Below are 273 nucleotides of genomic sequence, written 5' to 3' on the forward strand. Positions count from 1 at the left end.
GCGGCAGTCCTCTCCCCCGCACAGCTTCACGCGGCCGAGCTTGCCCTGGAGGCTGAGGACGACCGCGCTGGCGACCGCCGCGTCGGCCGCGGTGCGGGCGGTCAGGCGCACGGCGCCCGGCGCGGCGGCGACGGGAAGCTGCAGAGGAGGGAGGTCCGCGTCGGTTCCGTCGACCAGTGCCCGGAGCGCGTCGCGTGCGCCGACTGCGGCCGCCCGGTCTCCTGGGTCGACGCCGTGCTCGCCGGCCCAGAGGCGGAGGCCGGCGTCGTCGGC

1 protein-coding gene is annotated in these 273 nt (G+C 78.8%); it reads right to left on the minus strand.

Annotated elements, in window-relative coordinates:
• Positions 1–273 (minus strand): hypothetical protein (locus SB717_RS35800; RefSeq protein ID WP_486360795.1); only part of this gene is annotated, 273 nt, incomplete at both ends.

Origin of the sequence: Priestia sp. SIMBA_032 (assembly GCF_046535215.1) — a bacterium.
Lineage (GTDB): Bacteria > Bacillota > Bacilli > Bacillales > Bacillaceae_H > Priestia > Priestia aryabhattai.